We start from the raw sequence: 24,609 nt of genomic DNA on the forward strand, positions 1-24,609 counted from the left end.
TCACGGCAGCTTGATGCCGCCCTTCTGGATGATGCTGCCGAACATCGCGCTCTCGGCGCCGATCTGTGCCCGGAAGTCCGTGGGACCGAGATAGGTCACGCGCATGCCGCCGTTGTGTACCTTTTGCACGATGTCGGGCGCGCGGAGGGCGTCGGCGATGGCCCTGTCGAGGCGCGCGATGGCCTCGGGCGAGGTGCCGGCCGGCGCCAAAATGCCGAACCAGGAATCGCCGCTCTCCTTGCCGTATCCGGTCTCCTGGAGAGTGGGCACGTCGGGGAAGTCGGGATGGCGCACCTCCGCCAGAATCGCGAGCGCGCGGAGCTTGCCGGCCTTGATGTGCGGCAGGGTCGTCTGGTCGAACTGGGCCTGGATCTCGCCGGCCAGCAGCGCGTTGGTCGCCGGGGCACTGCCGCGATAGGGGACGTGGGTCATCCTGATCCCGGCCTCGAGGCAGAGCATCTCGCCGAACAGGTGGGTGATGGTGGCGAGGCCGGCCGAGCCGTAGTTCAGCTTGCCGGGATTGGCCTTTGCGTAGGCCACGAACTCGGCGACCGTGTTGGCCGGCACCGACGGATGCACGGCGAAGGCGCCCCAGGAGGTCGTCATGCGCGACACGGGAATGATATCGCGCTCCGGATCGAACGGGATCGCCTGCAGATGGCGCGTGATGCAGACCATCGCCGTCGTCGTCGTCAGGAACGTGTGGTGGTCGACCGGCTGGTTCTTCACGAACTCCGCGCCGATCATGCCCGAGGCGCCGGCCTTGTTGTCGAACAGCACGCCCTGGCCCAGGAGCTGGGCGGCACGCTCCATGACGATGCGGCTCGAAATGTCCGACGGCCCGCCGGGCGGATAGGGGATGACGAGACGGAGCGGCTTTGTCGGCCATTGCGCCTGCGCGATCGCGGGTGATGCCAGCGCGGTTGCAAAGGCCGAGGCGGTGAACGTACGACGACGCATGGACGCTCCTCCGGTTCTTCTTGTTGCCAGGAGCATTTCACGCAGGCGCCTGCCTCGCCAGCTTCGTGTTAGGCTTGGTGTCATGAAACGGTTCGGCGACCCGAAGGTGGCGGCGGTTTTCAAGGCCTATGCGCCCGACGTGCGCGCCCGGCTGATGGCGTTGCGCGAGACGGTGTTCGACGTCGCTGCGGCGACACCCGGCGTCGGCCCGCTCACCGAGACCTTGAAATGGGGCCAGCCCAGCTATCTCACCCAGGAAACCGGCAGCGGCACCACTATCCGCATCGATCGGGTGAAGGGTGAGAAGGGCGGCTACGCCATGTACTTCCATTGCCGGAGCGGACTGGTCGGCCAATTCCGCGAGCTCTACCCGGACACCTTCGCCTACGATGGCAAGCGGGCCATCAAGTTCGGGCCCGATGAGCGGCTGTCGTTGCGCGAGTTAAGGCACTGTATCGGCCTCGCGCTCACCCATCACTTGCGCGCGAAGTAGCGGTTTCGCAGAGCCAGGCAGTCTTCCTCCAGGATGCCGGTCGTGAATTTGATGTTGGCGCTGACGAACTCCGCGAACGTCTCGACTGAATAGTGGCCGAAGCTTCGTCCGACCGTCTTGAAGCGAAGGCCCAGCACCCAGTGATCGATCCTGGCGTTCAACAAGGCGCCGGCGCACATGGGGCAAGGCTCCACGGTGGTGTAGAGCGTCGTGCCCGACAAATCGTCCGTACCGAGTGTGCGGCAGGCATCGGAGATGGCATCGGTTTCCGCATGAATCAGCGAGTTTCCGGTGTGGATCCGGTTGCGGCCGCGGCCGACGATCTCGCCGTCGCGCACGATCACCGCGCCGACGCCCATGTCACCTTCCCTGTCCGCGACGGCGGCGAGTTCGAGCGCATGCCGCATCATCGTCTCGTGATACTTCGTGTCCATGAGCGCGATCATGGACGGGGCGTGTCGCATCGTCACCCTGATTCCGAACCAGCCGTTCGTGCTAGGCTCAGACTCAATCCTCACCATTCAATAGACTGGCGAGGAAAGATGAAAGGGGAGCGAAGCGGCATGTCGGGCAAGCTGAAGGACAGGGTGGCGATCGTCGTCGGTGCGGGTTCGAGCGGGCCGGGCTGGGGCAACGGCAAGTGCACGGCGATCACCTTCGCGCGCGAGGGCGCCAAGGTATTCTGCGTCGACCTGAAGCGTGCGGCGGCCGAGGAAACGGTCGGCCTGATCGAGAAGGAAGTCGGCAAGGACGTCGCCGTCGCCTTCGAGGCCAACGCGTCCCACAATGCCAGCGTGAAGGCCATGGTCGATGCTTGCATGGAAAAGTGGGGCCGCATCGACATCCTCGACAACAACGTCGGCATCGGCTCCCAGGGCGGGCCGGTCGAGCTCAGCGAGGACGAGTGGCATCGCGTGTTCGACGTCAACGTGAAGAGCTTCTTCCTCACGGCCAAGCATGTGCTGCCGATCATGGAAAAGCAGGGGAAGGGCGCGATCGTGAACGTGAGTTCGATCGCCTCGATCCGCAGTCCCAAGGGCATCTCGTATCTCGCCTACAATGCCAGCAAGGGCGCGGTGAACTCGCTGACCATGGCGATCGCCTCGCAGTACGCGGAGAAGGGCATCCGCTGCAACGCGATCCTGCCCGGCCTCATGCACACGCCGATGATCGACTTCCTCGCCGAGCAGTACGCCAAGAGCGAGAAGGATCATAACCAGGCCTACGAGAAGATGATCGAGATCCGCGACCGCGCCTCGCCGACCGGCAAGATGGGTACCGGCTGGGACACGGCCAATGCGGCGCTGTTCCTGGCGTCGGACCAATCTTCCTACGTGAACGGCCACCTGCTGGTGGTCGACGGCGGGATCACGCTGCGGGCGTGAGGCTTGCTCCGATGATCAGTGATCCCGCTTCAGCAGCGTCCGGAAGAAGATCGGGCCGGTGAAGATGATCAGGAACAACCGGAAGAGATGGTGGGTCGCCACCATCGCGATCTCGATGCCGAGGGCCAGTCCGATCAGGCTCATTTCCGCGAAGCCGCCGGGCGCGTAGCTCAGGACCGTGGCGTCGAGGTTGAGGCCGGTCAGCGCGACGGTGATCTTGGCGAAGATCACGGCGCAGCCGATCAGGAGGAAGGCGGCGCCGATCGAGGCGGCCATTTCCTTGTGCAGCTTGTCGAAGTTGGCGCCGACGAACCGGCAGCCGATGCCGGTGCCGACCACGACCTGGGCCGCCGCGACGAGGAAGCCGGGCGGCTGCGAGTTGGTGAAGCCTCCCAGATGCGCGATGGCGCTGACGATCATCGGCCCCATCATGAAGCTGGCCGGCAGGCGCAGCAGGCGGCCGGCGACGGCGCCGACCACGCCGCAGCCGATCAGGATGGCATAGTCCTTCCAGTCGTTGCCCGTCGGGCCATGGACCACGGTGAGCACGCTGGTCTGCGCGCCGTTCACCAGCCGGTACCAGACCGGAATGGTCAGCACGACGGTCAGGATGCGCAGCGCGTGGGCGAGCGCGATGGCGCGTTCCTCGCCGCCCATGGCGCCGCCCATGATCGTCATGTCGTTCAGGCCGCCCGGCATGGCGGCGAAGTAGCACGTCACCTTGTCCCAGTCGGTGAAGCGCCGCAGCCACGCGTAGCAGAGGGTGGCGCCGGTCATGGTCATGCCGGTGAGGACGCAGAGGCTCACCGCCCATTCGCCCAGCCGTTGCACCAGGTCGGGCGTGAAGCCCGAGCCCAGCAGCACGCCCAGGATGATGATCATGCCCTGGCGCAGCCGCACGCGCATGCCGATGCGAAGGCCGAGGAAGGCGGCCACCGTCGAGAAGACGCAGGCGCCCAGCATCCAGGCGAGCGGCATGCGCAGCCAGTCGAACAGGAAGCCGCCCGCCGTTCCGATGACCAGCGCCAGTCCGAGCGGCTGCCAGCCCTCGTGGCCGATAATCTTCTTCTTCTCGGGCTTGAAGGGGACGTCCTTGCCGCTCAAGGAACGAACTGCTCCTTGAGGATGCGCTCCTCGAGATCGTGCTCGGGGTCGAACAGCAGGGTGAGGCGGGTGTCGATGGCCTCCGTCACCGCGACGTGGGCGACGTTGGCGATCTCCACCGAGTCCGCCGCGGCCGCCACGGGCCGCTTCTTCGGATCGAGGATCGTGAACTCGACCCTGGAGGTGCGCGGGAGCAGCGCGCCGCGCCAGCGCCGCGGCCGGAAGGCGTTGATCGGCGTGAGCGCCAGCAGGCCGGCGCCGAGCGGCAGGATCGGCCCATGGGCGGAGAGGTTGTAGGCGGTCGAGCCGGCCGGCGTCGCCACCAGCACGCCGTCGCAGTGAAGCTCGTCCAGGCGCTTCTTGCCGTCGACGGCCACCTCGATGCGGGCGGTCTGGCGGCTGGAGCGCAGCAGGGAGACTTCGTTGATGGCCAGGACTTCGGACCGCTTGCCGCGCGTGTTGGTCGCCTCCATGCGCAGCGGCGTCAGCGTCACCTCGCGGGCTTTTTGCAGGCGCTGCAGCAGGCCGGTTTCCCTGAAGGTGTTGAGCAGGAAGCCGACCGTGCCGAGATTCATGCCGTAGATCGGCTTCAGCCGGCGCATGTTGCGATGCAAGGTCTGCAGCATCAGCCCGTCGCCGCCCAGCGCGACGACGATGTCGGCCTCGGCCGTGGTCGCCGCGCCGTAGCGCTTTTCGAGGCTTGCCTTGGCCTCGCGCGCCGCCGAAGCGGTGGAGCAGACGAAAGCGAGGCGGGGGGCGGACGAGGGGCGGGCGGCCATTTGGTCGGCAAAGTCTCGGATGCGGGAATCGCACTATAGCGGGCACCCGTGCGATTGCGATAAAATCGCCGTCACAAAGAAAACCGCGAGGAGGAACGCGATGGAACTGGTCCCGCTGGCCGATGGGTTCGGCGTCGAGGTGAAGGGTGTTTCCCTGCTCGACGTCGCGATCGATGCCCAGGCCTACACGGAAGTCCGCAAGGCCTTCGAGACGCATTCACTGCTGGTGTTCCGGGACCAGCAGATCGCCGACGACGTCCAGGTCGCCTACAGCCGTGCCTTCGGCCCGCTGGAACTGACCAAGGCGGCGTCGGTGGGCGAGAACAGCTTCTATTCGCGTCTGACCAATGTCGGTTCCCAGGGCGAGATCGTCCCGCCGGATCACCGGCAGGTGCTGGTCGCCAAGGCCAATGCGCTCTGGCACACCGATTCATCCTTCAAGAAGACGCCGGCATTGGCCTCCGTGCTGACCGCGCGCGTGCTGCCCGACGCGGGGGGAGAGACCGAATACACCTCGACCCGGCTCGCCTGGGAACGGCTGCCGGCCGACCTGCAGGAGAAGCTGAAGCGCGCGGTGGCGACACATTCGTATGCGAACAGCCGCGATCAGATCCACCCCGACCTGGCCAACGCGGAGGAGCGCAAGGCCCTGCCGCCGGTGCGCTGGCGCCTGAACTGGCGCAATCCGTCCAATGACCGCCGGGCGCTCTACGTCGCCAGCCACGCCTATGCGATCGACGGCATGGACGACCGCGACGCGCGGCAGCTGCTGGCACAACTCCTCGACGAGGCGACGCGGCCGGAGTTCGTCTATAGCCATAAATGGCGCCAGGGCGACGCCGTCATGTGGGACAATCGCGCCATGCTCCATCGCGGCCGCCCCTGGGACTATTCGCGCGAGCGTTCGATGGTGCGCACGACCATCTCGGCGACCGAGGCGGATGGTCTCAGCGAGGTGAAGCCGCCGGTGACTCACTGACGAATTCCCGACGCGCCGATCGGGATTACGGGAAAACGTAGACCCGAGATACTCAACCTGCCGCAGCTTGGCAGGTCGACCCTGTCGGAAACCTGACCGCCGGCATCGGCGGTCGATCGGTTACTCCGCGGCGGCGAGCCGCTGGTTCTGCTGGGCCGCGACCTTGGCACGGGCGAGGTCCTCGCCGCGGCGCTTGTTGACGGCCGCGCCGCCACCCGCCGTCTCGGCGAACAGCGACAGCTTGTCCATATCCTCGTCGACCACGGGCTGCAGCGCGAGGTCGGTGTATTCGAGGCGCTTCGGGTCGTTCTTGACCTTGCGGCCGATGGCGATGCCCTGGAGCGTCAGGCGCGTGTAGATCTTAAGCTTGTGCCAGAAGTTCCGCGCGACCTTGTAGTGGAACACGCCGATAGGTTCGATCGGCATGCCGTGGCGGCGGTCGAGCCGGTACTTCATGCGCACCGCGCCGCCTTCCAGTGGATGCACGCCCTCGGCCTCGAACATGATCTTGAACATGGTCATGAAGTGCGCGGGTTCGGCCGGATTGCGGCCGGGTATCGCGCCGTGCCGGCGCGCCACCGTCTCGATGTGCTCGGGCGTGTAGTAGGACTTCCACGCCTCGCGATAGACCTGCTCGAACTCCGCGTCGCTCATCTTCGGATGATGCACGCAGCGGTGATGCACGTCGTACTTGTTGAGGTCGGGGTCCATCCAGACGCCCTGCTTCCACAGGGTCTGGTGATCCTCCGAACCGGGCAGCGGCGTGAGCATGAACAGCTCGAGGATATCGAGCGGCAGCTCCTTCTTGATGATTTCCATGTCGCGCAGGATCGATTCGCGCGTGTCGCCCGGGAAGCCCAGGATGTAGCCGGCCCAGGTCGAGGCACCGCTGTTGTGCCACGCCTGCAGCATCTTGCGGTACTCGGTGATCTTGTTCTGGCGCTTCTTGGCGGCCAGCAGATTGTCCGGATTGACGTTTTCCAGGCCGATGAAGACGCGATAGACGCCCGCCCAGCGCGCTTTGTTGATGAAGTTCGGGATGCGGTGGCACTGGGTGTCGACCTGGATGATCAGCGAGAGCTGGATGCCCTCGTTCTCCTTCAACTCGATGAGCCTGTCGAAGAAGTCTTCCCAATGCTTGTTGCGGGCCATGTTGTCGTCGGTGATAAAAAACGACGTGATGCCCTGCTTGTAGTTCTCGCGGACGATCGCTTCGAGATCGTCGGCGGTGCGGAACCGGCTCTTGCGACCCTGCACGTTGATGATGGTGCAGAACGAGCACTGGAACGGGCAGCCGCGGCCGAGATCGAAGCTCGACATGCCGCCCTCGTTGCGCGCCAGCGCCGACGGCGGCAGATGCGGCGTGGGGGCGCCTTCGAGGCCCGGCAGATCGTCCATGTAGTTGTAGAGCGGCTTCATCGTGCCGTTCATCGCGTCGCGCAGCACGAGGTCGAACCGGCCTTCCTCGGCCTCGCCGGCGAAGATCGAGATGCCCATATCCATGGCTTCCTGGATCTCGGGCGGCATCACCGGCAGCATCGACAGGCAGCCCGACACGTGGAAGCCACCGATCGACACCGGCAGGCGTCCCAGCTTCAGGAACTTGCGGGCGAGGTCGACGGCGTGCGGGAACTGGTTGGTCTGGACGCCGACGAGGCAGATCAGGCCCATGCCGCCGCTGCGCTCGACCTGCGCCAGAAGCCGGTCGGGGCGGACACGGGTATTGGTCTCGTCGATCGGGTGGATGACGATGTCGACGTCGGGTCCCAGCACGTTGCGGGCGCGGCAGTCCTCGCCCAGCCCATAGAGGGCGGCCAGTGTATTGGAGGGAATGTGTGAGCGCAGCCAGGTGATCGGGTAGCCGTCATCGTCGTAATGAGTCGGCTTGATCAGGATCAGATGGAATTTCGTACGCTTCACGGCACCGCTCATCGCGGACTTCTCCAAAGGCAAAACCCGCGAGCGGCCTCGAGCCTTTGCACCGCTTGACGGCATTGGCTGTCACAATGCGCTGAGCCGCTTCGCAACGCAACCGGGCGCGACCGATATTCACAGGCTCGGTGGTGCAATAGAGCCACTAAATTTAGGGTTTTACGGGGCCGAGCCCGGCCATTAGTGCGGATGGGCCATGTCCCGGAGATTATTGCAGTCTGCCTCCTGAACGAGCAGGGTTGAATACCCTTGGAAGCGCTGAAGTCAAAAGGCGCAGGGGGAGGGAACAAAGCAAGACGTGAGCCTCATCGCGCGCGCGCCCGCACTGGCGCCTTTCCGTATCCGAAGCTTTCGCTTCCAGTGGCCCTCGGACCTCCTGGCCTCCTGGGCATTCGAGATGGAGGGGGTGATCCTGGGCTGGTTCGTGCTGGTTTCGACCGGCTCGGTCCTGGCGCTGGCGGTTTTTGGCTCCCTGCAGTTCCTGGGGACCCTGATTTCGCCCCTGTTCGGCATGGCGGGCGACCGGATCGGCAACCGCAACGTCCTGCTGCTGATGCGGTTGGCCTACCTGATCCTGGCCCTCTGCCTCATGGCCCTGTTCCTCAGCGATCTGGCGACTCCTGTCCCGGTCTTCATTCTGGCCACGGTCATGGGGCTGGTGAGGCCGTCGGATATCACCATGCGCAACCTGCTGGTCGGCGAGACCATGCCTGCCGACTACCTGATGCGGGCCATGGGTGTGTCGCGCACGACCGCCGATTCGGCGCGCATCATCGGTGCCCTGTCCGGCGCGGCCCTCGTGGCAGCCCTGGGTTCGGGCCTGGCCTATGTCGCCGTCTGCGGCGTCTACGCCATGTGCCTTGCGCTGACCTTCGGCGTCGGGATCCGCCGGCTCAGGGTCTTGAGCGAGGGCGAGACGATGCCGACGGCGCTGGGAGGCCTGCGACAGGGCTTCTCTTATGTCTGGAGGACGCCGGTCGTGCGGGCGGTGATGCTGCTGGCCTTCCTGGTGAACTTCGCGGCTTATCCGCTCACCGGCTCGCTGCTCGCCTACGTCGCCAAGGAAGTCTACAGCATGAACCAGACCGGGCTCGGTTGGCTGATTGCCTGTTTCGCCGCCGGAGCACTCACCGGCTCCATCCTGGTGTCGATGTACGGTGCCCATATCCGGCCGGGACGCACCATGATCGCCTGCACGCTGATCTGGTTGTCGCTCAACCTGGTTTTCTCGTGGCTCACCACGCCGCTCCTCGGCGAGATGGTCCTGTTCGTCTCGGGGTTTTTCCAGAGTTTCTGCATGATCCCTATGGCGGTGATCCTGCTGCGGGTCACCAAGCCGGCACTGCGCGGCTGCGTCATGGGCGTTCGCATGCTGGCGGTGTACGGCCTCCCGCTTGGCTTGCTCCTGTCCGGCCCGCTGGTCGAATGGGCCGGCTTCGCGGCCACCGGTACCTTCTACAGCGTGCTGGGAATCGTCTTCACGCTGGCGATCGCGGTGTGGTGGCGTACGGACCTCTGGGATCGCGCCGCGCCGGTAAACGTCCGGTAGGCGCAACCGGGCTCCCGGTCTCGCGTTCATGCGGGAATGCATCATATCCTCGCCACGACCATCGCTGTGGCGATGGCTGCCTTTGTCACCGTCGCCAGCCCCGCGGGGGCCCAGTCGTCTGGCCCCGACGAGACGAAGACGCCCCTCAGGCCCTCCGCGACCGAGGACGAACAGCGCAACATCTACACGTTTCAGGTGGAGAATGACGTCTTCAACCGCTTCGGCAAGTCGGACCGCGACTATACGAGCGGGGTGAGGATCGGCTGGCTGTCTCCGGCCATCATTGAGATGCCCCAAGGGGTCGTCGCGATGACCACGATCCCCACTTTCCTGGGCGAGCCCGCCGCAGATTCAGTCATTCGCCGCATTGCCATCTCGGCAGGCCAGAACATCTACACGCCCGAGAACACGGACGCATCCTATCCGATCTACAACGACCGCCCTTACGCCGCGTGGCTCTATGCAAGCTTTGCTCTCCAGTACACGTACAAGCGCCACGACCCCAAGACCGGTTTCGACGAGCCGACGCGGCTGGACACGCTGCAGGTCGATCTCGGCGTGATCGGTCCTGCCGCTGGTGGCGAATTCGTGCAGAACAACTTTCACACCTTGATCGGCGTGTCGCCGAGCTACGGCTGGGGCAACCAGCTCCATAACGAGCCGACCGTGGGTTTGACCTTCGAACGTCGCTGGCGGACCGGCCGTGCCGTGCTGATCGACAATCCAAAGCTCGAGGTGGATTTCATTCCGCGCGCGGCTCTGGCGGTCGGCAATGTGGCGACCTATGGCAGCGTCGGCGGCACGGCGCGCATCGGCAAGAACCTGCGCGACGACTTCGGGCCGACCCGGGCGCGGCCGGCGCTGCCAGGATCGGACGCCTTTATCGGCGACGGCAGTTTCGGCTGGTACCTGTTCGCGGGTTTCGACGGCCAGGCGGTGGCCCGCAACATCTTTCTCGACGGAAATACCGATGGATTCAGCCAGCGGGTCTCGCATCGTCCCTTCGTCGGGGAACTGCAGGCGGGCCTGGCGATCCTCTATCGCGGCATGAGGATTTCCTACACGCAGATTCTGCGTACACCGGAGTTCTTCGAGCGCGACCGCATCACGCAGTTCGGCTCGTTCAACCTCACATTCCGCTACTGACCAGGCCGCTGCCGAAAGGGAGCGCGGCCACATAAAAGGGGCGCCCGAAGGCGCCCCTTTGTCTGTGGAGAGGGCCGCTATATGCGTCCCATCAACAACAGGATGATCACGATGATGAGCACCAGGCCGATGCCGCCGCTGGGATAGTAGCCCCAGCCGCTGCTGTGCCGCCAGTTCGGGAGGGCCCCGATCAGGATGAGGATCAGGACGATCAGAAGGATGGTGCCCAGCATTCAGTGCTCCTTAGTCGAGGTTTTTCTCGGCGAACGACCAGTTCGCGAGCTTGTCGAGCCAGGCCTGGATGTGGTCCGGGCGGCGGTTCTGGAAGTCGAGGTAGTAGGCGTGCTCCCACACGTCGGCGACGAGGAGCGGCTTGCCGCCATGCGCCATCGGGGTGTCGGCATTGGCGGTCGTCTCGATCTTGAGCTTGCCGTCCGCGCCCTTGACGAGCCAGGCCCACCCGCTGCCGAACTGACCGACCGCGGCGGCCTTGAAGGCCGCCTTGAAGGCGTCGAGACCGCCGAAGCTGTCGTCGAGCGCCGACTTGATCTTGCCGGTCGGCTCGCCGCCCTTCGGCGTCATGCTGTTCCAGTAGAACGTGTGGTTCCAGATCTGGCCGGCGTTGTTGAAGATCGCCTTGCCCTTTTCGTCCTTGGCCGACTTCTTCACGATGTCCTCGAGGGAGAGGCCCTCGTAGGCCGTGCCCGGGACCAGCTCGTTCAGCTTGTCGACATAGGCCTTGTGGTGCTTGCCGTAGTGGAACGAGATGGTGTTGGCCGAAACGACCGGCGCGAGCGCGTCATCGGCATAGGGCAGTTTCGGAAGGGTGAAGTTCGACATAACGCGAGTCCTCAAGCTGGCTGGCCCGGATAGACCCGGGCGGGCGGCGTCCGACATGAACGCACCTCACCTTATGACGTTCCAAGTTGCGATCGCGCTACGTTTTTTGCGGCCGTTTCCAGCGCAAAGCCCCGACTGGGTGTAGGGAATCCAAAGGGGCTTCTTTGCCGGCTGCCGACGACCCGCTGAGGAGAATCGAGGCAAGTCGTTCTGACTCGCTGGACGTCCTTGCGTCGCGCGCAGTTTTTTTTAGCGAACGTTTCTCAGTCGCTCACTCTTGGGTTGCGCCGTGAGTTTCGACGGGTATCTGTAAGAGCCGACGCATTCAAAGAGGAGGTTCGCCATGAAGGGCAACCCGCAGATCATCGTCGAACTCAACAAGCTCCTGAAGAACGAGCTGACGGCGATCAACCAGTATTTCCTTCACGCCCGCATGATGAAGCACTGGGGCTTCGATCGCCTCGGTCACAAGATCTACGAAGAGTCGATCGGCGAGATGAAGCACGCCGACAAGCTCATCCAGCGCATCCTCTTGCTGGACGGCCTGCCCAACCTGCAGGACATGGGCCGGATTGCGATCGGCGAGAACGTGCCCGAAGCGCTTGAATCAGACCTGAAGCTCGAGTCGGCTGCACGCACGGCGCTCGTCGAGGCGGTGACTGCCTGCGAGGCGGCGAAGGACTATGTCAGCCGCGAGATCGCGGTCAGCATCCTCGAGGACGCCGAGGAGCATATCGATTTCCTCGAGACCGAGATCGGCCTGATCGAGAAGGTGGGCGTGCAGAACTACCTGCAGAGCCAGATGGGCGAAGGGAAGGGCCCGAGCTGACGGCTCGGGAGCGCGGCCTGCTCTAGTCGGCCGCCAGCAGCGTCTGCGGTGCCGTGCTTTCGCGGGCGATCGTATGCGCAATGCGCTCGCGCATGTCGCAGGCACAGGAGCCACATTGCGGGCTCTTGCCGCAGGCCCGGAACACGTCGGCCGGTCGCCGGGCGCCTGCCCGGACGGCCGCATCGACCTCACGTTCGCGAATGGCTTTGCAGATGCAGATGTACATGCCGTGCCGGACGCTTCTTCCCGCTGTTGCGACTTACTCGCACCCGCGACGATAATGGGCTGCTCCGAGCCGGTCAAGCGGGTCCGCAGGGCTTCCGCAGGGCTTTGGGGGGGCCTTACGGACGCGCCACCATGAAGGGGCCGATCGCGACGATCGCGCAATCGGTTCCTCCGGCGTCGCGGCACGCCTGGAGGGCCATGGCGGTGGCATCCTGTTCGGTCGTCCGGCCGCTGACAATTCCGATTCGGCCGTTCATGGCGAGCGCCACGGCGCGCCAGTCGTTGGCGATCAGATATTGCTCCAGGGCTTTGATCTGGCTGGCGTCGAGGCCGGAGATGTCCTGCGGCGTCAGCACGTCGGTCACGCGCATGCCTTGCGGCGTGCGGACCAGGACCTCGTTCTTCAGGGCATAGACGACGCAGGGGCGTCCGGTGAGATGACCGCAGATCTGCAGGTTGCGCCGGATCACGTCGGCATCGGTTTCGCTGGGGGTCCACCAGTGGAAGCGGGCGTGGCCGAGAACCAGGGCACGATCGTGCTGGTTGGGCAGGTAGTGGAGGGCCAGCCGCTCGCGCGCCTGCGCCTGGAGCAGCGGCGCCGTCGCGGGATCGAACGCGATCGGGGGTGACGGCCGCGTTGCGGGCACGTAGGGCGCGGGCGGCATCGGCGGCGGGCGGAACGACCAGACGACGTCGTTCTCGACGGCGTAGAGCATGCAGCGATCGTAGTCGCGCACCCTGGGCACGTCCCGTGCGACGGTCCTGTTGCACTCGTCGAGGGCGGCATGGCGGGCGGCGTCCTCGTCGACCCGGCGCGTCGCCATGGCGAATATTCCGCGCACGTTCAGAGCCAATGCCTTGGCACCCTCGGCACGGGCATAGTTCTCCAGGGCCCGCATCCGGAAATCGGGAACGAAGGGCACGTCCTTCGCCGCGAAACGGCGCGGGGCCGAATCCGCGGGCGCGGGCGCGGGCGCGGCAGCAGGGGCTGAGGGAGGAAAGGTCCGCGGGCCGGCGGTGCCGGCGACGGTTTCCGGCAGCGGCCGGTTGACGACCGGCAGATCCGACGTGGGCTCGGCGGTCTGCAGCGACGGCGTCGGCGCAGGATGGCGCAGGTAGAAAGTGCCGGCGAGAGCTGACAGCACCAGCACCGTGGCGATGCCGGCGACCAGCAGCGACCTTGCGCGCGGCATCCGACGCGCCACGGCATGCGCGGGGTGCAACGGCCCGCCCAGGCGCGCGCCCTCGATCGTCAGGCGATAGGCATGGATGGGCCGCGGGATGTTCTTGACGTGCTGCTCGCCGATGTCTTCGGCGCCCAACATCAGCTTGCCGACGATCTGCTCGTAGACCGAGCCGGATATGCAGATCCCGCCGGTGGCGGAAATGGATTCAAGTCGCACGGCGACGTTCACGGCGTCGCCCAGGAGATCGTCGCCGTTTTCCACCACGTCGCCCAGATTGACGCCGATCCGGAGCGTGAGCTGGTCATCGGGACCCGCCGTGGCATTGGCGGAGCGCATGGCTTCCTGGATCTCCAGCGCCGCCCGAACGGCTTCCACGGGGCTTGCGAATTCCGCCAGGAGCCCGTCGCCCGTCATCTTGAAGACCCGTCCGCGATGCTGGCGGACCAGCGTGCCGGCCATGTCGAGGCGTGTGGCAAGCAGCCCCAGCGCATGTTCCTCGTCGCGGGCGGACATCGTGCTGAAAGCCACGACGTCGATGGCGAGGATCGTCGTCAGCCGCCGGACGAGGTTGAGGTCTGTCATCGCAATTTGATTCCGGCGCGCAGCGTAGCATAGGGCGCGATCGAGGACATGCTTGCGTGACTGCCCATGCTCTGCGAAGACCGAACCATGCAGTCCGCAGAGCCCCGCTACTGGGAAGACTACGAAGTCGGCCGGAAATATCCGCTCGGCTCCACCAGTTTCACGGCCGAGGAAATCATCGAATTCGCCGAGAAGTTCGATCCCCAGTCGTTCCATGTCGATGCCGAAGCCGCCAAGTCCTCGCTCTTCGGAGGGCTTTGCGCCTCGGGCTGGCATGTCGCCGCGAAGCTGATGCGGCTGTTCGTCGACAGCTACGTCGACAAGCGCACGGCGCTGGGCTCGCCCGGCGTCGACGAGCTTCGCTGGCTGAAGCCGGTGCGGCCGGGGGACACGCTGACCGCCTGGGTCGAGTGCGCGGACAAGGTGCCGTCGAAGAGTCGCCCGACCATGGGCGTCATCCACGAGCACTGGAGCGCGGTCAACCAGAACGGCGAATTGGTCATGACCTCCAAGGGGGTCAATATGGTGCGTAGGAGGCCGGTATGAAGCGTGCGGTGACGGGACTCGACCACGTGGTGGTCATGGTCGATGGCATCGACGCGGCCGAGGCGGCCTACCGGAAGCTCGGCTTCCAGGTCCAGCCGCGGGGCTTTCACAAGAAGCTGGGCACGGCCAACCATCTGATGATCTTCGACACCGACTATTTCGAGATCCTGGGCATCGTCGAGGACACCGAGTTCAATGCCGAGCGTCGCGAATGGCTGAAGGACGGTGGTGGCCTCGCCAACGTGGCGCTGGCGACCGAGGGCGCCGACGTCGCGTTCGAGGCGTTCAAGGCCGCCGGCCTCAATCCCGATGCGCCGCTGTTCTTCGACCGCGCGGTCGAGGTCGCGGGCAAGACGGAACTGGCCAAGTTCCGAACCGTCCGCATCCCCAAGACGAACATGCCGGTGGTCGGCTTCTTCGTCTGCGAGCACCTCACGCCGGAATTCGTCTATCGGCCGGAATGGGCGGCCCATCCCAACGGCGCGCGCGGCATCCTCGGGGTCACGGTGATCGCCGAGCAGCCGGCGAAGTGGATTCCGGAGCTCGAGAAGTATTTCGGTTCCGATTCGGTCAAGCGCGAGGGGGACGGGCTGGTGGTCGATACCGGCACGCAGCCGATCCGCTACATGACTCCCAAGGACTATGCCGTGCGCTATCCCGGCATCACGCCGGTGCGGCCGGGCGACCATCCGGCGCTGCTCACGATCCGGGTCGAGAACCTCGCGGCCTGCGAGGCGCTCCTCAAGAAGAACGGCGTCAACTTCCTCAAGCCCGATTCGGGCCGGCTCGTCGTGCCGCCGTCGGAAGCGGCGCATCTCACCCTGGAATTCTCGGAGCTCTAGTCTTCATGGCGTTCGATCTTGCCGACCGCGGCATCTACGGATTCTCGACCACCGAAAACCTGCGCTTCGCCGACGTCGACGCCAACGGGCACATCAACAACGGCGCCTTCCTCGAATTGCTGGAGAATGCGCGCGTCTCCTATCTGCGGGCCATCGTCCGGGCGGGCATGCCGCGCTTCCGGCTGGTGATCGGCCGCATCGAGGCCGACTTCAAGCGGCAGATGTTCTATCCCGGTACCGCCGTCGCCTGCGTTCGCATCATCGAGGCGCTCGACCGCAAGTGCGTGATCGGCCAGGGCCTGTTCGACGGCGAGGGCAATTGCACCGCCGTCCAGAAGGTGATCATGGTGTCGCTGAACGAGGAGACGCACCGCGCCACGCCGTTCGATCCCGTGGTGCGCGCCATGCTCGACCGCCTCGCCGCTTCCAGGGATGGACTGGATCCATGACCGCTTCCGCCCTGGTGCCCGAAGGCTTCCGCAAGCTCGAGGTCCGCGACGATTTCATCTCGCTCGCGGGACCGCTCTGGTTCAAGGCGGAGGAGGACGGGCTTCGGATCGGGCTGCCGCTGGAGAAACGGCACGGCAATCCGATGGGCTGGGCGCATGGCGGCCTGCTGGTCACCGTCGCCGACATGGTGATGGGCATCGGTTCGGGTTTCTCGACCGGCATGTTCTGGCCGCACCCCACGATCTCGCTCACCAGCGAATTCGTGCGCGGCGCGAAGCTCGGCCAGTGGCTCGAAGGCAAGGCGCGCATTGCCCGGCGCACGGTGAATTTCTGCTTCTGCAGTTGCGACCTGGTCTGCGGCGGCGAGATCGTCCTGGTGTCGTCGGGCGTGTTCAAGGTGCCGGATCCCGACAAGATCCCCGAGGCTGCGCGCGCCGCGGCGCTGTCGCCGCCGTGGAAGGCCTGAAAGCGGTTCTTTCTTCTTGCGACCTTACTTCTTCAGCTTCTTCCGCCGGTAGATGCGGTAGCGGTCGAAGTCCATCAGGTGTTCGTAGTTCTCGAACGCATCTGCGAAGATGCGATTCTGCATGAAGTAGTCGAGATAATCGAATTCCTTACCCTGGCAGCGGGGTACGCCGGCGATGCGGTCGACGATCAGCAGGTCGGGATGCTCGCGGGCGAAGTCCTCGCTCACCGTGTCGAACACGAATTTCTCTGAATCGCCCATCGTGTCGGGCGGATTGTAGAGCGCCGGAAAGTCGTCGCAGGTCGCGTAGACGCCCTGCAGCACCCACATGGTGAGGAACCGCGTGGTCATGCGGCCGCCAAGGTAGTTCACCATGGGCCAGAACGGGTAGATGCCCGGAGAGAGAACGAGGAACGTCCGGTTGGGGGCGTTCTGTTCGATGATGTGTTGCAGCCGGCCGCCGATCGAATCCTCGAACTGGCGCTGCTTGTAGAAGGGCGGATTGTAGAGGGCCGCCTGGAAGTAGAGCAGCACCATGAACGTGGCGCAGAGAACGGCCACGGGCAGCCGGTGGGCGCTGCGGCTGATCGGCAGATACCGGTCGACGGTCTGCGAAACGGTCAGGGCCGCCAGCAGGATCGCCACCGAGAGGGCGGGCAGCACGTGATACGGCCAGCCCTTGGCCTGGCCGATCGCCGACAGGGCGGCGCCGATGCCGAACACGACCAGAACGCGCGCCGCGATGGTCTTGGTGAAGACGATGGCCAGAAGCCCGAAGATCGCCAGCGCGATCAACGTGGGACCCAGCACGTTGCTGGTCAGCACCTCGCGCCAGCCCGAATCGCCGATCGGCGCGTAGGCCTCGACCGCGAGCGGCAGGACGAAAAGCCCGAAGTCCGGGAACACCAGGTACATGATCGCCAGGTGCGCCACGGCCAGCAGGCCGATGGCCCACGGGATCGGGTCGGTGAACGTGGGACGCCAGCCGCGACGGACCAGCAGGTAGAATTCGACCGCTGCCGGAATGGCGAGATAGTGCGGCTTCATGGCCAGCGCGACGCCGGCCACGAGACCGACCAGGATGGAGGCGAGCCGCGACGGGTTCACGCCCTCCGCCCGCGCCATCGAGGCCACCAGGTATGGGGCGCAGGCCACGAACATTATGTGCTCGCGCTGGCCGAAATGCTCGTTGGGCAGCACGGTGAACAGGAACAGCAGGACCGGCGGCAGCAGCGCCTCGGTGAGCGCGTGGTCGGCCGAGGGCACGAGGTGGATCAGCCGCCGGCATGCCCAGAAAGAGGCGAATATTCCGGCCACCACCCAGGCCGTGAACCAGAACGTCACCGTTCCGGGCAGCAGCTTCGCCGTCAGGACCGGCAACCCGTGCACGATGAAGGTCAGTGGCAGGTTCTCGTCCAGAACCTCGACATAGAGCTTTTCGCCGCCGATCCAGCGCGTCGACACGTCGAGGATGGCGGCTACATCGTGATTGAGGGGCGGGAAGAAATAGCCGGCGAGCCAGAGGATCGGCAGCGCGAACAGCGGCACGAGGAGGAGCCGCTCGACACGCGGCGGGATCGTAGGAGGTTTGGTCTGAACGGTTGGCAAGGCGGGGTGAAGATATCATAAGCGGACGGGAAGAGGAGATTTCCCGGGAGACGCATCGCTTCATGGAACGGGCCGAATACGAGCTGATGCATGCGGTCGAGGACCGCATGTGGTGGTATCGCGGCCTGCGCCGGCTGGTCGTGGACCAGCTCACCCGTGCGCTGTCGATCGCCCAGGGCCCGGGACCGGTACTCGATGCGGGCTGCGGGACCGGCGGGATGCTGAACGTTATGGGGCCGGATGTCGCCGGTCGGCCGACCGTCGGACTCGAATACGATCCTGTCGCGGCCGGCATGGCGGCGAGCAAGGCGGGCCGGCCGGTCGTCTCGGGGTCTGTGAACGAAATGCCGCTGCGCGACGGTGTCCTGGCCGCCTATGTCTCACTCGACGTGCTTTGTCATGCCAATGTGAACCCCGCGCGTGCCCTGAAAGAGGCGCATCGCTGCCTTGGGCCCGGCGCGATCGCGCTCTTCAATCTTCCGGCCTATTCATGGATGCTGTCGGCACATGACAGGCGCGTCCACAATGCCCGCCGCTTCACGCGTGGCGAGGCCCGCGCCCTGGTCGCCGCTGCCGGCTTCCGAGTTCTTCGCGCGAGTTACTGGAACACGATCCTGTTTCCCCTGATGCTCCTCCACCGGCTGGTCGAGCGCGGCGACGCCGAGAGCGACGTCCGCGACTATCCGCGCTGGCTCGACACCATCTTCTCGACTGCGCTCGCCTTCGAGCGCGCCGTCATCGGTGCGGGGCTCAGCCTCCCGTTCGGCGGTTCCCTCATGATCGTGGCGGTACGTGATGCTTGAGACCTCGGAAACCGGGCCGGCGCTTTCAATCGTGGTCCCGGTCTACAATGGCGCCGCCACCGTGGGCGATCTGGTCGGCGCGCTGCGGGCGCTCGAGATCGAGGGTGGGCTGGAAATCGTGCTGGTGGTCGATGGCAGTCCGGACAACAGCCTCGACGTCTGCAAGCAACTGGCCGCCGAGCCCGGTGCGCCGGTGATCGTGCTGAGCCTCAGCCGCAATTTCGGCGAGCACAATGCCGTAATGGCCGGTCTGGCGCGGGTGCGCGGCTCGTACGCGATCACCATGGACGACGACCTGCAGAATCCGCCGGAAGAAGTACGCCGCCTGTTCGAGCATGCGCGCGACGGTAACTACGACGCGGTCTACACCTATTACGAGGAGAAGAAGCACGCGGCCTGGCGCAATCTGGGCAGCCGCTTCACCAACTGGTGCGCCGACAAGCTGATCGACAAGCCGCCCGGGCTTTACCTTTCGAGCTTCCGCTGCATGTCGAGGTACCTGGTCGAGCGCGTCACGGCCAGCTACGAGGGGCCGTCCCCCTATGTCGACGGCCTCATTTTCCAGATCACCCAGAATGTGAGCCGACTGCAGGTCAATCACCTGCCGCGCGCCGAGGGTCGGTCGAACTACACGCTGCGCCGCTTGCTTCGCCTGTGGCTCGCGATGTTCCTCAACTTCTCGGTGATGCCGCTCCGCGGCGCGACCATCCTCGGCCTGGTCTTCGGCGCCCTGGGGGCGCTGGCGGCCGCCATCACGATCGTCGAGGCGATCATCTCCGACAAGCCGCCCCAGGGCTGGGCGTCACTCATGGTCGCCGTGCTCGTGCTGGCGGGGGTGCAGCTGCTGGTGATCGGCATGATCGGCGAATATCTCGGCAGCATGTTCCTCGCGGTGAACCGCAAGCCGCAATACCTCGTGCGTGAGGTGTTCCGCCGTGGCCCCGGACCGGGGGGGCTCGACATCGAGCGGCCGAAGGTCGATACGCGGGCGGCCGGCCAGCCGCATCGCGAGCCGCCCGGCGGGGCATCGCACGGGCCGGGCTGACGGCACGGACTTCATGGGGAGAGACGGGGGATGATGATCTACTACGTGGCGCTGGGGATCGGCATCCTGACCGGCATCGGCGGGCAGATGCTCCTGAAGGCGGGCGCCGATGCGCCGGACTTCGTGAGCCAGCTCCTCCGTCCTTCGACCATCATGGGGCTCGCACTCTACGGTTCGGCCGCCTTCCTCTACATCGTCGCGCTGCGCAAAATTCCGGTCTCGGTCGCTTTTCCCAGCGTGTCGCTCTCCTATGCGATTGTTGCAGTGCTCGGGCACTTCCTTTTCGGCGAGCCGTTCGGCATCAAGCAGATCGGTGGCATCGCCCTGATCGTGGGCGGCGTCGTTCTCATCAACCAGGCGTGAGGGAGCGTTCCGTGGATTACGAGCAGATCAAGTACGAGACCAAGGACGGTATTCTCACCATCACGCTCAACCGGCCTGACAAGCTCAACGCCTTCACCGGCAAGATGCTGTCGGAGCTGCTCGACGCGATGGACCGGGCCGACCGCGACGACGATGTGCGCGCGGTGGTGTTCACCGGGGCCGGCCGCGGCTTCTGTGCCGGTGCGGACCTGTCGGGCGGCGCCAACACCTTCAACGCCGAGAATCGCGGACCGGTCGATCCGGGCCTCGACGGCCATCGCGACGGCGGTGGGCTGTTCACCCTGCGCCTCTACGAATCGCTGAAACCGACCATCGGCGCCTGCAACGGTCCTGCGGTCGGCGTTGGGATCACCATGCAGCTCGCCATGGACATCCGACTTGCCTCCGAGGCGGCACGCTACGGCTTCGTGTTCACGCGCCGCGCCATCGTCATGGAAGCCTGCTCGAGCTGGTTCCTGCCGCGCCTCGTGGGGCCGCAGCAGGCGCTGGAGTGGGTGATGACCGGCCGCGTCTTCTCTGCCGAGGAGGCGCTGAACGGTCGCCTCGTGCGCTCGATCCACAAGGCCGACGATCTGTTGCCGGCGGCCTATGCGCTGGCCCGCGAGATCGCCGACAACACCGCGCCGGTCTCGGTGGCGCTCAATCGCCAGATGATCTGGAGGATGCTGGGCGCCGACCATCCGATGGAGGCGCACAAGGTCGATTCCAAGGGCATCTACTCGCGCGGCAAGTCGGACGACGTGAAGGAGGGCGTGACCGCCTTCCTCGAAAAGCGCCCGGCACGCTTCCCCATGAAGGTGAGCGACGGCATGCCGTCCTATTTCCCGTGGTGGGAGGAACGTAAGTTCAAATAGCCTCTGAAACTCCCGACCTGCCGGCGGTTGCCGAGACAGGGGGCTTGCGGCAATCTGCCGGAAAACAAGCCTGTCGCGGAGGAAACGATGACCAAGCTGCAGATGCGGCGCCGGACCTTGCTGGCGGCCGCCCCGATGATGCTGGCCGCGCCCTATGTCGCGCGGGCGCAGGGCAAGCCCGAGAAGAGCAAGGTGATCCTCGCGGTTGGCGGCAAGTCGGCGCTTTACTACCTTTCGCTGACCATCGCGGAGCGCAAGGGCTTCTTCAAGGAAGCCGGGCTCGACGTCGAGATCAACGACTTCCAGGGCGGCGCCAAGTCCCTGCAGGCCCTGATGGGCGGCAGTGCCGACGTGGTGGCCGGCGCCTACGAGCACACGATCCGCATGCAGCAGCGCGGCCAGGACGTCACGGGCTTCGCCCTGATCGGCCGCGGCATGCAGATCTGCATCGCGCTGCGCAACGACGTTGCCGCCCGGGTGAAGGGTCCGGCCGACATCAAGGGCATGAAGTTCGGCGTCACCGCACCCGGCTCCTCGACCCACATGCTGCTGAACTTCTGGGCGGCCAAGGGCGGGCTGAAAGCCAGCGACGTGGTGGCGATCGGCGTCGGCGCCGGTGCCTCGGTCATTGCCGCGATCGAGAAGGGCGAGGTCGACGGCGTTTCCCAGACCGATCCCGCGCTCACGATCCTGACCGACAAGAACCTGGTGAAGGTGGTGGTCGACACGCGCACGACCAAGGGCAACCAGGACGTATTCGGCGGCGCCTTCCCGGCGGCCAGCCTCTATTCGCAAACCGACTTCATCAAGAAGAACCCGGGCACGGTGCAGGCGCTTGCCACCGGTATCGTCCGCGCCAACCAGTGGCTGCAGACGGCCACGCCGGCCGACGTCGCGAACGCGGTACCCGAGGGCTATCTGCTGGGTGACCGTGCGGTGTACGAGAAATCGTTCACGGGCGTGCGCGAGACCATCTCGCCGGACGGCACCATGCCGGCCGGGGCGATGGAGAACTGCCTCAAGTTCCTGACGGAGAGCGATCCGGCGATCAAGCCCGCGACCGTGAAGCTCGCGGATACCTGGAACAACGAATTCGCGCAGCGCGCCGCCAAGCGCAGCTAGTTCGACGTGACGCCGAACGAAGGGCCTGCTCTGGCGCTGGCCGACATCACCTGCCGCTTTGCGGCGCGCGACGATGCGAGCAAGGCCTACACCGCCGTCGCCAATACGACGCTCAACGTGGCGCGCGGGGAGTTCGTGTCGGTGGTCGGGCCGACCGGCTGCGGCAAGTCCACTTTGCTGAACGTGGCGGCCGGCCTGCTGGAGCCGTCGTCCGGCACGGTCGAGGTGTTCGGCGAGCGGCTGCTGCCGGCCAACGGCGTGAACCGGCGCGCGGGCTATATGTTCCAGGCCGACGCGCTGATGCCGTGGCGCAACGGCATCGACAATGTCATCGCCGGCCTCGAGTTCCGGGGCGTGCCTCGCGCCGAGGCCCTGGTCCAGGGGGAGGCCTGGCTGCGTCGCGTCGGCCTCGCGGGCTTCGGCGACCGCTATCCGCATCAGATGTCCGGCGGCATGCGCAAGCGCCTGGCGCTGGCCCAGACGCTGATCCTCAGCCCCGACATCCTGCTGATGGACGAGCCCTTCTCGGCGCTCGACGTGCAGACTCGTCAGCTCATGGAGAACGAACTGCTGGCGCTGTGGGCGGAGGATCGCAAGTCGGTGCTGTTCATCACCCACGATCTGGAGGAGGCGATCGCACTGTCCGATCGCGTCGTCGTCCTCTCCGCCGGCCCGGCGACGCGGCCGATCGGCGACTTCAGGGTCGACCTGCCGCGGCCGCGCGATGTCTCGGAGATCCGCATGACGCCGGCTTTCCTCGACCTCCATCGCGAGATCTGGGCCGCCATGAAGGAAGAGGTGCTGAAGGCCTACGAACAGCAGAAGGCCGTCTGAAATGAAGCTCAGGATCGCCCAGCTGCTCGTCCTCGGCCTGCTCGTGCTGTTCTGGTACGTGATGACCAAGCCGGGCCTGGTGCCGCCCTTCTATTTCGACAAGGCCAACCGTGCCGCCTTCTTCTTCGGCGAGCCGCAGAAGGTCTTCTGGGTCGTCTTCGACTGGTTCGCGAGTGGCGAGATATTTCCGCATCTCGGCATCACGCTGCTGGAGACGGCCCTGGGCTTCACGATCGGCGCGGCGTCCGGACTGGGCATCGGTCTCTGGCTGGCGCTGTCGCCCACCGCCTCGGCGATCATGGATCCCTACATCAAGGGCTTCAATTCCATGCCGCGCGTCGTGCTGGCGCCGATCTTCGCGGTATGGTTCGGTCTCGGCATCTGGTCGAAGGTGGCGCTGGGCGTCACGCTCGTCTTCTTCGTGGTGTTCTTCAACGTCTATCAGGGCGTGCGCGAAGTCAGTCCCAACCTGATCGCCAACGCCCGCATGCTGGGCGCCTCGCAGCGCCAGCTCCTGCGCTCGATCTACCTTCCGAGTGCCATGAGCTGGGTGTTCGCCAGCCTGCACAATGCGGTGGGCCTCGCCTTCGTGGGCGCCGTGGTCGGCGAGTATCTCGGCTCCTCGATGGGCGTCGGTTACCTGATCCTCCAGGCCGAGGGCACCTTCGACATCAATACCGTCTTCGCCGGCATCCTGGTCCTGACTGCCTGTGCCCTGTTGCTCGACAGTCTCGTGGGCACCGTCGAGCGCCGTCTCATGACCTGGCAGCCGAAAGCCGGCCAGACGGAGAAGGTCTGAAGCGTCCGCGGACTATCTTCCGGTGAACCGTGCCGCGCGCTTTTCGAGGTAGTGGGCGACACCTTCCTTGAAGTCCGCGGTCTGGAACGAAAGTTCCATCTCGTGATTGGCCTGGGTTGTGGCCTCGGCCAGGGTCTGGAACTCGGCCTCCCAGAGCTGCCGCTTCATCACCGCCACCGAGCGCGGTGAGACTGTATTGGCCAGCAGCGTGGCGTAGGCGCGGGCCTCGGCCAGCAGCTTGTCGTCGGGGATGACCCGATTCACGAGACCCATTGCCAGCGCCTCGGGCGCGCGGAACTTGCGGGCCGAGCAGAGCAGGTCGAGCGCCGTCGGCAGGCCGACCAGTCGCGGCAGGAGCCAGCTCACCCCGTGCTCGGCGATCAGGCCGCGCTGGGCGAAGGCGGTCGTGAAGACCGCGGATTCGGCGGCGAAGCGGATGTCGGCATAAAGCGGGATCACCATGCCCAACCCAGCCGCAGGGCCGTTGATGGCGGCGATGATGAACTTCGGGATCGCCGGAAAATAGGAGTAGTTCATCCTGAACTCGGGCAGGGTGCTGCCGCCCGGCAGGCCGTCCTGGGCCTTCGTCGACCGGTCGGCCGAGGCGCCCGAGCCGATCGCCTGCAGGCCGCCCATGTCCGCGCCGGCGCAGAAGCCGCGCCCCGCACCGGTCAGGATGATCGCACGCACCTCGGGGGCGGCCCCGGCCGTGTGCATGGCATCCTTGAGGTCGAGATGCATCTGCCGCGTCCAGGCATTGAGCCGGTCCGGACGGTTCAGGGTGATCGTGCAGATGCGGTCGGCGACGTCATAGAGGACGGTCTCATATGCCATGTGGGGGTCTCCTCCTGTGCATTCTTGTGAGT

At 65.7% G+C, this 24,609-nt stretch carries 28 protein-coding genes; 17 read left to right on the forward strand and 11 right to left on the reverse strand.

Annotated features, from left to right (window positions below):
• The gene (locus KQ910_RS20270; protein ID WP_216964653.1) at nt 1–960 is read right to left on the reverse strand and encodes a Bug family tripartite tricarboxylate transporter substrate binding protein; all 960 of its coding nucleotides are present in this window, start codon (nt 958–960) and stop codon (nt 1–3) included.
• Between the two features lie 82 nt (nt 961–1,042).
• On the opposite strand from KQ910_RS20270, the gene KQ910_RS20275 reads away from it, so the two are divergent.
• Nucleotides 1,043–1,453: a DUF1801 domain-containing protein gene (locus tag KQ910_RS20275; protein WP_216964655.1), complete on the forward strand. Its 411-nt coding sequence runs from the start codon at nt 1,043–1,045 to the stop codon at nt 1,451–1,453.
• Here the strand turns inward: KQ910_RS20275 and KQ910_RS20280 are convergent.
• Complete coding sequence (locus KQ910_RS20280) at nt 1,435–1,887, reverse strand: nucleoside deaminase (protein ID WP_216964657.1); 453 nt, start codon at nt 1,885–1,887, stop codon at nt 1,435–1,437. The genes KQ910_RS20275 and KQ910_RS20280 overlap by 19 nt on opposite strands.
• A gap of 129 nt (nt 1,888–2,016) precedes the next feature.
• Here KQ910_RS20280 and KQ910_RS20285 point away from each other — a divergent pair, with 129 nt between their 5' ends.
• Nucleotides 2,017–2,838: an SDR family NAD(P)-dependent oxidoreductase gene (locus KQ910_RS20285; protein WP_216964659.1), complete on the forward strand. Its 822-nt coding sequence runs from the start codon at nt 2,017–2,019 to the stop codon at nt 2,836–2,838.
• A 15-nt stretch (nt 2,839–2,853) separates the two neighbouring features.
• On the opposite strand, the gene KQ910_RS20290 is transcribed toward KQ910_RS20285, so the two are convergent.
• The gene (locus tag KQ910_RS20290) at nt 2,854–3,942 is read right to left on the reverse strand and encodes an AbrB family transcriptional regulator (RefSeq protein ID WP_216964661.1); all 1,089 of its coding nucleotides are present in this window, start codon (nt 3,940–3,942) and stop codon (nt 2,854–2,856) included.
• Nucleotides 3,939–4,721 (reverse strand): NAD kinase, encoded by a 783-nt coding sequence (locus KQ910_RS20295; RefSeq protein WP_216964663.1) that lies wholly within the window; start codon nt 4,719–4,721, stop codon nt 3,939–3,941. Before KQ910_RS20295 ends, KQ910_RS20290 begins: the two co-directional genes overlap by 4 nt.
• A gap of 100 nt (nt 4,722–4,821) precedes the next feature.
• Between KQ910_RS20295 and KQ910_RS20300 the strand changes: the two genes are divergently transcribed.
• Nucleotides 4,822–5,700, forward strand: a complete 879-nt coding sequence (locus tag KQ910_RS20300; protein ID WP_216964665.1) for a TauD/TfdA dioxygenase family protein — start codon at nt 4,822–4,824, stop codon at nt 5,698–5,700.
• A 120-nt stretch (nt 5,701–5,820) separates the two neighbouring features.
• On the opposite strand, the gene KQ910_RS20305 is transcribed toward KQ910_RS20300, so the two are convergent.
• Nucleotides 5,821–7,632 (reverse strand): B12-binding domain-containing radical SAM protein, encoded by a 1,812-nt coding sequence (locus KQ910_RS20305; protein WP_216964668.1) that lies wholly within the window; start codon nt 7,630–7,632, stop codon nt 5,821–5,823.
• Between the two features lie 298 nt (nt 7,633–7,930).
• Here KQ910_RS20305 and KQ910_RS20310 point away from each other — a divergent pair, with 298 nt between their 5' ends.
• Both KQ910_RS20310 and KQ910_RS20315 read left to right on the forward strand, forming a co-directional pair.
• A complete protein-coding gene (locus KQ910_RS20310; protein ID WP_216964670.1) occupies nt 7,931–9,181 on the forward strand; it encodes an MFS transporter in 1,251 nt (416 codons plus the stop codon).
• 36 nt (nt 9,182–9,217) lie between these two features.
• Nucleotides 9,218–10,327: a lipid A deacylase LpxR family protein gene (locus KQ910_RS20315; protein ID WP_216964672.1), complete on the forward strand. Its 1,110-nt coding sequence runs from the start codon at nt 9,218–9,220 to the stop codon at nt 10,325–10,327.
• Between the two features lie 77 nt (nt 10,328–10,404).
• Here the strand turns inward: KQ910_RS20315 and KQ910_RS20320 are convergent, their stop codons facing one another.
• Nucleotides 10,405–10,560, reverse strand: coding sequence for a DUF3309 family protein (locus KQ910_RS20320; RefSeq protein WP_216964674.1), 156 nt, complete (start codon nt 10,558–10,560; stop codon nt 10,405–10,407).
• 10 nt (nt 10,561–10,570) lie between these two features.
• Entirely contained in the window at nt 10,571–11,167 is a 597-nt protein-coding gene (locus tag KQ910_RS20325; RefSeq protein WP_216964676.1) for a superoxide dismutase, read from the reverse strand.
• A 343-nt stretch (nt 11,168–11,510) separates the two neighbouring features.
• Here KQ910_RS20325 and bfr point away from each other — a divergent pair, with 343 nt between their 5' ends.
• A complete protein-coding gene (gene bfr / locus KQ910_RS20330; protein ID WP_216964678.1) occupies nt 11,511–11,996 on the forward strand; it encodes a bacterioferritin in 486 nt (161 codons plus the stop codon).
• Between the two features lie 22 nt (nt 11,997–12,018).
• On the opposite strand, the gene KQ910_RS20335 is transcribed toward bfr, so the two are convergent.
• Nucleotides 12,019–12,222, reverse strand: coding sequence for a (2Fe-2S)-binding protein (locus KQ910_RS20335; RefSeq protein WP_216964680.1), 204 nt, complete (start codon nt 12,220–12,222; stop codon nt 12,019–12,021).
• Nucleotides 12,223–12,337: 115 nt separating this feature from the next.
• Entirely contained in the window at nt 12,338–13,990 is a 1,653-nt protein-coding gene (locus KQ910_RS20340; protein WP_216964682.1) for an adenylate/guanylate cyclase domain-containing protein, read from the reverse strand.
• Between the two features lie 87 nt (nt 13,991–14,077).
• On the opposite strand from KQ910_RS20340, the gene KQ910_RS20345 reads away from it, so the two are divergent.
• Genes KQ910_RS20345 through KQ910_RS20360 form a run of 4 tightly spaced genes read left to right on the forward strand, consistent with a single transcriptional unit; the run spans nt 14,078 to nt 16,294 of the window.
• Nucleotides 14,078–14,536, forward strand: coding sequence for a MaoC family dehydratase (locus tag KQ910_RS20345; RefSeq protein WP_216964685.1), 459 nt, complete (start codon nt 14,078–14,080; stop codon nt 14,534–14,536).
• Entirely contained in the window at nt 14,533–15,378 is an 846-nt protein-coding gene (locus tag KQ910_RS20350) for a VOC family protein (protein ID WP_216964687.1), read from the forward strand. The genes KQ910_RS20345 and KQ910_RS20350 overlap by 4 nt, the downstream gene beginning before the upstream one ends.
• Nucleotides 15,379–15,383: 5 nt before the next feature.
• A complete protein-coding gene (locus tag KQ910_RS20355) occupies nt 15,384–15,827 on the forward strand; it encodes an acyl-CoA thioesterase (protein ID WP_216964688.1) in 444 nt (147 codons plus the stop codon).
• Entirely contained in the window at nt 15,824–16,294 is a 471-nt protein-coding gene (locus KQ910_RS20360; protein ID WP_216964690.1) for a PaaI family thioesterase, read from the forward strand. The genes KQ910_RS20355 and KQ910_RS20360 overlap by 4 nt, the downstream gene beginning before the upstream one ends.
• Nucleotides 16,295–16,318: 24 nt before the next feature.
• On the opposite strand, the gene KQ910_RS20365 is transcribed toward KQ910_RS20360, so the two are convergent.
• A complete protein-coding gene (locus KQ910_RS20365) occupies nt 16,319–17,842 on the reverse strand; it encodes a hypothetical protein (protein WP_216964692.1) in 1,524 nt (507 codons plus the stop codon).
• A gap of 122 nt (nt 17,843–17,964) precedes the next feature.
• Here KQ910_RS20365 and KQ910_RS20370 point away from each other — a divergent pair, with 122 nt between their 5' ends.
• The 7 genes from KQ910_RS20370 to KQ910_RS20400 all read left to right on the forward strand — a co-directional run bounded on the left by KQ910_RS20370 (nt 17,965) and on the right by KQ910_RS20400 (nt 23,743).
• Nucleotides 17,965–18,705 carry a class I SAM-dependent methyltransferase gene (locus tag KQ910_RS20370; protein ID WP_216964694.1) on the forward strand — a complete coding sequence of 247 codons (741 nt, stop codon included), beginning with the start codon at nt 17,965–17,967 and terminating at the stop codon, nt 18,703–18,705.
• A complete protein-coding gene (locus KQ910_RS20375; RefSeq protein WP_216964695.1) occupies nt 18,698–19,750 on the forward strand; it encodes a glycosyltransferase family 2 protein in 1,053 nt (350 codons plus the stop codon). Before KQ910_RS20370 ends, KQ910_RS20375 begins: the two co-directional genes overlap by 8 nt.
• 30 nt (nt 19,751–19,780) lie before the next feature.
• Nucleotides 19,781–20,113, forward strand: coding sequence for a DMT family transporter (locus tag KQ910_RS20380; RefSeq protein WP_216964697.1), 333 nt, complete (start codon nt 19,781–19,783; stop codon nt 20,111–20,113).
• 11 nt (nt 20,114–20,124) lie between these two features.
• Entirely contained in the window at nt 20,125–20,988 is an 864-nt protein-coding gene (locus KQ910_RS20385) for a crotonase/enoyl-CoA hydratase family protein (RefSeq protein WP_216964698.1), read from the forward strand.
• An 87-nt stretch (nt 20,989–21,075) separates the two neighbouring features.
• Entirely contained in the window at nt 21,076–22,110 is a 1,035-nt protein-coding gene (locus KQ910_RS20390; protein WP_229600833.1) for an ABC transporter substrate-binding protein, read from the forward strand.
• A 6-nt stretch (nt 22,111–22,116) separates the two neighbouring features.
• On the forward strand, nt 22,117–22,944 hold the full coding sequence (locus KQ910_RS20395) for an ABC transporter ATP-binding protein (protein WP_216964699.1): 828 nt from the start codon (nt 22,117–22,119) through the stop codon (nt 22,942–22,944).
• Between the two features lies 1 nt (nt 22,945).
• Nucleotides 22,946–23,743 carry an ABC transporter permease gene (locus KQ910_RS20400; RefSeq protein ID WP_216964700.1) on the forward strand — a complete coding sequence of 266 codons (798 nt, stop codon included), beginning with the start codon at nt 22,946–22,948 and terminating at the stop codon, nt 23,741–23,743.
• Between the two features lie 12 nt (nt 23,744–23,755).
• Here the strand turns inward: KQ910_RS20400 and KQ910_RS20405 are convergent, their stop codons facing one another.
• Nucleotides 23,756–24,577 (reverse strand): enoyl-CoA hydratase, encoded by an 822-nt coding sequence (locus tag KQ910_RS20405; RefSeq protein WP_216964701.1) that lies wholly within the window; start codon nt 24,575–24,577, stop codon nt 23,756–23,758.
• Nucleotides 24,578–24,609 lie beyond the last annotated feature (32 nt).

This window comes from Reyranella humidisoli (assembly GCF_019039055.1).
In the GTDB taxonomy this organism is placed as follows: domain Bacteria; phylum Pseudomonadota; class Alphaproteobacteria; order Reyranellales; family Reyranellaceae; genus Reyranella; species Reyranella humidisoli.

Coding starts and splice junctions, on each gene's coding strand:
- KQ910_RS20270 (WP_216964653.1), bottom strand. CDS start 960: ATGCGTCGTCGTACGTTCACCGCCTCGGCCTTTGCAACCGCGCTGGCA.
- KQ910_RS20275 (WP_216964655.1), top strand. CDS start 1,043: ATGAAACGGTTCGGCGACCCGAAGGTGGCGGCGGTTTTCAAGGCCTAT.
- KQ910_RS20280 (WP_216964657.1), bottom strand. CDS start 1,887: ATGGACACGAAGTATCACGAGACGATGATGCGGCATGCGCTCGAACTC.
- KQ910_RS20285 (WP_216964659.1), top strand. CDS start 2,017: ATGTCGGGCAAGCTGAAGGACAGGGTGGCGATCGTCGTCGGTGCGGGT.
- KQ910_RS20295 (WP_216964663.1), bottom strand. CDS start 4,721: ATGGCCGCCCGCCCCTCGTCCGCCCCCCGCCTCGCTTTCGTCTGCTCC.
- KQ910_RS20300 (WP_216964665.1), top strand. CDS start 4,822: ATGGAACTGGTCCCGCTGGCCGATGGGTTCGGCGTCGAGGTGAAGGGT.
- KQ910_RS20305 (WP_216964668.1), bottom strand. CDS start 7,632: ATGAGCGGTGCCGTGAAGCGTACGAAATTCCATCTGATCCTGATCAAG.
- KQ910_RS20315 (WP_216964672.1), top strand. CDS start 9,218: ATGCATCATATCCTCGCCACGACCATCGCTGTGGCGATGGCTGCCTTT.
- KQ910_RS20320 (WP_216964674.1), bottom strand. CDS start 10,560: ATGCTGGGCACCATCCTTCTGATCGTCCTGATCCTCATCCTGATCGGG.
- KQ910_RS20325 (WP_216964676.1), bottom strand. CDS start 11,167: ATGTCGAACTTCACCCTTCCGAAACTGCCCTATGCCGATGACGCGCTC.
- bfr (WP_216964678.1), top strand. CDS start 11,511: ATGAAGGGCAACCCGCAGATCATCGTCGAACTCAACAAGCTCCTGAAG.
- KQ910_RS20335 (WP_216964680.1), bottom strand. CDS start 12,222: ATGTACATCTGCATCTGCAAAGCCATTCGCGAACGTGAGGTCGATGCG.
- KQ910_RS20340 (WP_216964682.1), bottom strand. CDS start 13,990: ATGACAGACCTCAACCTCGTCCGGCGGCTGACGACGATCCTCGCCATC.
- KQ910_RS20345 (WP_216964685.1), top strand. CDS start 14,078: ATGCAGTCCGCAGAGCCCCGCTACTGGGAAGACTACGAAGTCGGCCGG.
- KQ910_RS20350 (WP_216964687.1), top strand. CDS start 14,533: ATGAAGCGTGCGGTGACGGGACTCGACCACGTGGTGGTCATGGTCGAT.
- KQ910_RS20355 (WP_216964688.1), top strand. CDS start 15,384: ATGGCGTTCGATCTTGCCGACCGCGGCATCTACGGATTCTCGACCACC.
- KQ910_RS20360 (WP_216964690.1), top strand. CDS start 15,824: ATGACCGCTTCCGCCCTGGTGCCCGAAGGCTTCCGCAAGCTCGAGGTC.
- KQ910_RS20370 (WP_216964694.1), top strand. CDS start 17,965: ATGGAACGGGCCGAATACGAGCTGATGCATGCGGTCGAGGACCGCATG.
- KQ910_RS20375 (WP_216964695.1), top strand. CDS start 18,698: ATGCTTGAGACCTCGGAAACCGGGCCGGCGCTTTCAATCGTGGTCCCG.
- KQ910_RS20380 (WP_216964697.1), top strand. CDS start 19,781: ATGATGATCTACTACGTGGCGCTGGGGATCGGCATCCTGACCGGCATC.
- KQ910_RS20390 (WP_229600833.1), top strand. CDS start 21,076: ATGACCAAGCTGCAGATGCGGCGCCGGACCTTGCTGGCGGCCGCCCCG.
- KQ910_RS20400 (WP_216964700.1), top strand. CDS start 22,946: ATGAAGCTCAGGATCGCCCAGCTGCTCGTCCTCGGCCTGCTCGTGCTG.
- KQ910_RS20405 (WP_216964701.1), bottom strand. CDS start 24,577: ATGGCATATGAGACCGTCCTCTATGACGTCGCCGACCGCATCTGCACG.